Origin of the sequence: Methylobacterium frigidaeris (assembly GCF_022179185.1) — a bacterium.
GTDB classification, from domain to species: domain Bacteria; phylum Pseudomonadota; class Alphaproteobacteria; order Rhizobiales; family Beijerinckiaceae; genus Methylobacterium; species Methylobacterium frigidaeris.
Window position 1 is genome coordinate 1 of record NZ_BPQJ01000101.1, and the last position, 5894, is coordinate 5894.

At 57.7% G+C, this 5894-nt stretch carries 3 protein-coding genes and 2 pseudogenes; 2 read left to right on the top strand and 3 right to left on the bottom strand.

The window, feature by feature from the left end; genetic code table 11:
• Positions 1 to 56: 56 nt before the first annotated feature.
• Positions 57 to 197 (bottom strand): annotated as a pseudogene (locus tag MFF64_RS36225) (transposase); the annotation flags it as partial.
• A 902-nt stretch (positions 198 to 1099) separates the two neighbouring features.
• Here MFF64_RS36225 and MFF64_RS36230 point away from each other — a divergent pair.
• Positions 1100 to 1795 (top strand): hypothetical protein, encoded by a 696-nt coding sequence (locus MFF64_RS36230; RefSeq protein ID WP_238193836.1) that lies wholly within the window; start codon positions 1100 to 1102, stop codon positions 1793 to 1795.
• Positions 1796 to 2133: 338 nt separating this feature from the next.
• Positions 2134 to 2286 (top strand): hypothetical protein, encoded by a 153-nt coding sequence (locus MFF64_RS36235; RefSeq protein WP_238193837.1) that lies wholly within the window; start codon positions 2134 to 2136, stop codon positions 2284 to 2286.
• Between the two features lie 13 nt (positions 2287 to 2299).
• Here the strand turns inward: MFF64_RS36235 and MFF64_RS36240 are convergent.
• Together MFF64_RS36240 and MFF64_RS36245 are read right to left on the bottom strand one after the other, a co-directional pair.
• A pseudogene (locus MFF64_RS36240) lies at positions 2300 to 2653 on the bottom strand (IS6 family transposase); the annotation flags it as partial.
• A gap of 594 nt (positions 2654 to 3247) precedes the next feature.
• Entirely contained in the window at positions 3248 to 5365 is a 2118-nt protein-coding gene (locus MFF64_RS36245) for a tetratricopeptide repeat-containing protein (protein ID WP_238193838.1), read from the bottom strand.
• Between the last annotated feature and the right edge of the window lie 529 nt (positions 5366 to 5894).

Genomic DNA, 5894 nt, shown 5'->3' on the forward strand with positions numbered 1-5894 from the left:
GCCCCGGCCCTACCCCGCCCCACAGCGCGCCGCTACTCCTTCGCGTGACAGTGCCTGAAGCGCAGCCCATTGAACACCTCGCGCAGCTCGTGGTCGCGCTGGCCCGAGTCCTCGCGTAGCAGCGCCAGATAGGGGGCGACAAGCGCCCATTCTTCATCGGACGCGTCGGATGGGTAGGCGGGACGATCGACGCTCATATCGCGCAACGCCCGCGTCAGGTTATAAGTTCATAATACGCTTTAGCGCGCTTATCACTGGATGAATGTTCATTTACAAAATATAAATAGGATATTTAGGGACAGGAATGTAAATATTTTCTATCGTCACAATCACAGTAAACTCTGATATAACTTCTCTAACGTCGTTTCAAATTACAATTTTGCACACCGTTCCAAGATTTTATGCGGCCTTATATTTTCCGAGGCGATCGGCAAAGCCTGGACAGATGACCAAACCAGGTTCACTCTAGATCCGTACCACCAGACTCCGCGATCAAATATCCGTAGTCTCTTTTGATTCGCTCTTGCAGCACAATCTCGCCGATGTATGAATAGGCTTGTGCAAAAAATCGGTCGAGGTGAGCATGTTTCTTGGCCGCATTCACACCCACAAAATTCAGTTTTTAGTAATTGCCCAAGTAATTATGTGGAGTGGATGCTCCGCCGAAGCCCAGGTTCTGCATCTTGCGTTAGGAGGCGCAAGACCAGCGCGGCCCATTGAGTATCGGCCATCAACTCCACCAAGGCCGGATACGTATACACCTGATCGGCCGAGCGTACCTGACGCTGTCATTGAGTCTGGTCGTGTAAAGACACAGAAAGAACAAGAAGCGGAGGACAATCGCAAGGCGAAAGGTCGCGGAAACTGCAACGGCGAAAACGATAATCGGAGCGACTGCGCACGCAATCCCGAGTAAAAGGTAAAATTCAGCGAAATTTTTAGAACAGGGGAACGCAATGGAGATACTTTTTTTCATGATTGGGCTATTTGTATTGTTTAATATATTAAACTACATAAGACGGAAAGTTGAAGCTTACAAGGAAGATAAAGAGGCTCTTGAAATATATAAGCGATTATATCCGCCTTCGAAAGATAGCAAATGACACAAAAACCGTTCTTCCTGTATCTTAGATCTTTTAGAGGGGACCGCGAAACTAGTGAGGAATGGAAAATAAGACATATCGACGGCTCATCGAAAACATTACTTAGCGCGACACCAAAAGCCGCATTGAAAAATCTCCTTCAGCCTGTTGGACCGCTAGTTGAAATCGGCGGAAAAAGCCATCTAGGGCTTGGCAGAGCAAAGCTTTCCGATGAGGAATGGCGATCTGCTGCGCTTGTCTACATAATACATGCAACTGCAATATTTATAAATCCGGATACTACAACTAGTTTAGCTGAAGAGCTGGATTTCATCATGCAGGGAAAAGTTTTTACCAGAAGGAGTTTTCTCGTCATGGAGCCAACGCACGCCTCGATGGCCGCTGCCGCGTCATGGTTGGACAGGGCAGCTGCGGAGGATCGGCAACAACGTTGGAATAAGATCAGATTCATGTTTTCGTCGCAAAATATTTCCCTTCCTCTCCACTCGCCTTTAGGGGCAATAATCAGTTTGTATAATACGCAACATTCATTGCCATTTGTCGGGCTCTCACGATACAAATTATTTGATCTTTTGCAAAAAATGTATGTCGATCTTAATAAATTAGGTTCCTACGATATCGATCTGGCTGCTGTGTGTCCATGTAACTCCGGCGCATCGTTTCGGAATTGTCACCACGTACCGGTTTCATAAAGCGTTTGACGCTGCTGTCGCTCACCGATCTTCTACGCCGGGAGGTGGCCCGGGCGTCGGCGGCGGCGGAAGCCGCTTTCGCTTGACGGAATACGCGCATGTAGTCGCGGATCGTGACGGCGACGGACTGCAGGCTGTTCGCGTCGTGGGCCGAGAGGGTGCCGATGATCGCGAGCGCGTAGGTGCAGGTGGCGAGGTTGGTCGCCGGATACGGGTAGAGGTAGAGGTAGAGGTAGAGGTAGAGGCCGCTCGTGTCGGCCGGACCGCAGGCATCGCGTGCCGTGCTGCGCCCTTGCGGCCCGTAGAAGGTTGCGAACCGGTATGGGGCGTACTCGACCGTGGGGGCACCTTACTTCGCGATGAACATCTCGCGCAGCGTGTCGATGGCGGGCGGATTGCCGACGGTCGCCTTGTCGAAGTTCATCTGCCGGGTGATCTCGAAGACGCGGCCCTCGCCGCCGCTGAGACAGGAGAAGGAGATCTGGTCGTAGAGCGTCAGGTTCTGAGCCGCAGAGCCGCCTTCTTGTCGCGCCGGGGCTGGACCAGCAGATCCAGCACCTCCCCTTCAGCATCGACAGCCCGCCAGAGGTACAGGCGCCGGCCCTGGATCGTGACCACCATCTCGTCCAGGTGCCACGTGCTGGCCGGCCGGGGCCGCAGCCGACGCAAGTTGCGGGCGAACCCGGGCCCGAACTTCAGGACCCAGCGCCGGACACTCTCGTAGGTGGTCTCGATGCCGCGCTCGGCGAGGAGCTCCTCGACATCGCGGTAGCTGAGGGTGAAGCGGAGATACAGCCAGACGGCGTGCCGGATGATCTCGGGTGGGAACTGGTGGCGAGCGTACGAGACGGGCTGCATGGACCCTGTCCAAACCCGACCCGAGCGGGCTCGTCACCGCTTCGCGTGACACCGCCCACTCCTGCAATACCAATAACCCTATTGGGTATGCTTAAATAGGCACTGATGGGGTGAACGCCTCCGGACGGCATCGATGTGCCAAGATGGTGGTGTTGAGGGCTTTGTCACGTTAGCAGGGCTGCTGGATTTCGGCCTCGAACGAGGTGGCGTAGCCGGGCGGCATGAGCCCCCTCTCGTACTCCGGTTATCGCTTTCCGCCCGACATCATCCAGCGCGCCGTCTGTCCAGTTCGTAAAGCCCAACACCGTCGACGGGCTTGTCACGTCGAGCTTGATTACTTACCTCTACTGACGAGGCGCTCCGCAGCGGCTCGTGCAATTCCAAAGGCTTAGCGGGCCGGGCTGGCGCCGCATCGAGCCTCCGAAAGGCCTATTCTCGCCCAACGTGACAAGCCCCCCGTGACATTGCCGGGCGCGTTCATCCTCTCTGACTACGGCGCTCGGTCAGCCGCCGCAAGCTGGGCTGATCAGCAACGCGACAAGCCCGTCCTCGGCAACCCCGCGGCCCGCCAACGTGACAAGCCCCCGTGCAAAGCTACTGTGCGAGTCCGAACAAGCTCTTGCTGTTGAGGATGTCGACCTCCGCACCGGCATTCCGCGCCAACTCAACCAGATGCGCGGTACCACCAGGGCCGTCACCCTCGGCCTCCTCGTCCCAGAGTGCTACGAGGGTGACGCGGTCCGGCCCGAAAGAGAGTGCGTTGTGCAGCATCCAGAGATTGTTGCGCTGCCAGATATCGTAGTTCGGGAGCGCCTGCAGCCAACGAGGTAGCTTATCTGGCTCACCAGCTTCCGACCTCAACTCGGGCATACAACGACTCCTGGTCTCGAGCCTGCTCTGCAGCTGGTCAAAGCGTCGAAGCCAGCTGTCACCGGCGCCGCGCACAGACTCGTTCTTGTACCTACCGACCGGGAGAGCGAGGTATAGCCAGGTTGGAACAGCAAGTGTTTCGCATACTTCGTGGAACAGTATGTCCCCGCCGCTTGCCCCCCCGGCCAGTCCGAACGCAATGCCTTGAGGGGAGGCGAGCGCCCGCTGAATGCTAGCCTTGACGGCCTGACGAGCAATTTCTTCGGCCTCTGTGGTTCGGGGGAACCTGGGCGGCTTACCCTTGGCTGTGCGATCCGCATCGTCGATGCGGTGGCCAGTGAATAACACGATACGGCCACGCTTATTGGCGTCCTGTGTAGGCTTTGCGGGAAAGCAGGCAAGACCGGCCGTAACGTTTTTTTCTAGCACTCCGACAAGCTGCAGCAGCTCGAGCTGCGATTGTGCAGAACTTAACGCAAACGAAAAAGCCTCACGGAACTTCTCAATAGTTCGACGGAAGGCTTCGGCAACCCTCGCCGGGTTGTTGCTGATCAAGCAGGTGCGGTCAGCGGCAGTGAAGGCGCGCCACACCGCGTTCTCCGGTCCTTCAAAAGCATCAGCGCTCTCGAGTGCCAAGGTGACTCCCGTGCCGAGGCGGTCAATTCGTTCCTTAATGCGGCCGAGTTCGAGCTCGGCTTGCACTCGGGGATCAGCTCCATCCCTTTCAGGTATGGACAGCTCCCAGACCTCGGGGAAGCACTGTGCCAGCTCGCGCTGGACAACTCTCAGCGCAAGCGCATTAATAGCCGAGTAGTAGTGGTTACGGTCGGCCCTGAACCCGGCCTCGTAGCTCTCAACAGCCTCTGGCAGCAGACCTGACCGCAGCGCTGCCTCGCCACGTTGCTGGCTGGGCAGATCTTGCAACGGTCGGAGCCACTGGACCTTGAGGTTGCTCGCCTGCAAAGCATGAATCTCGGCACGGCGATCAAGCGATAAATCGCTGCGACTGAGCACCCGTTGTGCGGCGGCGTTCGAGGCGGAGAGGTCACCCAGCTTCTGGCAGATCGTTGTGAGCTTTAGATTAGCCTCCAGGTCTTGGCCGTCGCGCCGCCGTATCTCCTCCCAGGTTAGCCTCGCACCCTCAAAGTGCTTGCCGTCAAACTGCTTGCGGCCGACGAGGCGCAGGCCAGCACCGGCCCAGGGAAACAGGCGCGCCTCATGGGCCAGTAGGCCGAGGTCGCCTGAGAACAACGTACGCTCGTCGGATTGGGGGCGCTTCGCAATTCCACTGATAGTGCGCTCAACCTCCTCCTCGAAGTCAACCGGTACGGCCAGGAATTCATCCGGCGAGGGTGCGCGTAGCTTAGGTAGCAACTTGAAGACGGGACTGTCCCGTCCACCGGACGCACGGCCCTGCGCAATGGCCGCAACCAACGCCTCGGTCGCGACTTCCGGTTCCTTGATCAACCCATCTGGGCCGGAGAGCTGATATGTCAGATAACGGTCGGTTAGGAGATCGAATGGCACTGCATCAGCCGTCATCTCACCGTGCTCCTCGCCAACGCCGCGGAGCAGAACGGTCATCCGATCGCGAAGAGCATGCCGAATACCAAGCTCGTAATATACGTTGGCGTTATGAAGAGTGATGTCGGCGACGACGAGATCCGCAGTAAGTAGCAGTTGGAACATGTCCTCACGGATGCTCCCGGGCCGCATGATCTCAGCCGTCGTCCGACCCATGATACCGAGCTGATCCAGAGCCTTGGCGATTAGATCGGTCTCGACTCGATCAAAATTAATGCCACGCTTTGTGCCGAACGGCCGAACGATGAAGGCTCGCATGTTGCGTCTCCCCTGCATCTAGGCTTTCAACGCCGATACCACATCAAGCAAGTACAGGGCGTTTTAGCGTTGTCCACGGGACGCTGTCACGGGAATTGAGATGTGGTCACAAGAACGGCAGGTCACCCCGCGTCTCACGCCGCGTCGGTCGCCGTCTGCCATGCGTCTGCCGCCTCCGCCCGGAACTGGCGGAGTGTGCGGCGGGAAGTCAGGTGACGTTGAATGTAGAAGGTGTTCTGGACAGCGGCGTGCATCGACAGGAGCCGCTGAGCTGACCCCGGCGACTTGAAGCCCTGCTGTTTTCACCCTCGTCGTCGGACAGGCTGGTGGGAGTTCTCCGGGCACTGTCACGGCAACTGACCTGCGGCCGCAGAAACGGCGGGGCTGGCGTCACCTCAGGCGGCAGCCGTCGCTTGCTGCCATGCATCTGCCGCTTCCGCCCTGAACACGCGGAGCGTGCGGCGGGAGATCAGAGAGCTATGCGGGAGAATGGGTGACGCGGTTTGGATGAAGGCGGCGTATCGAGGCG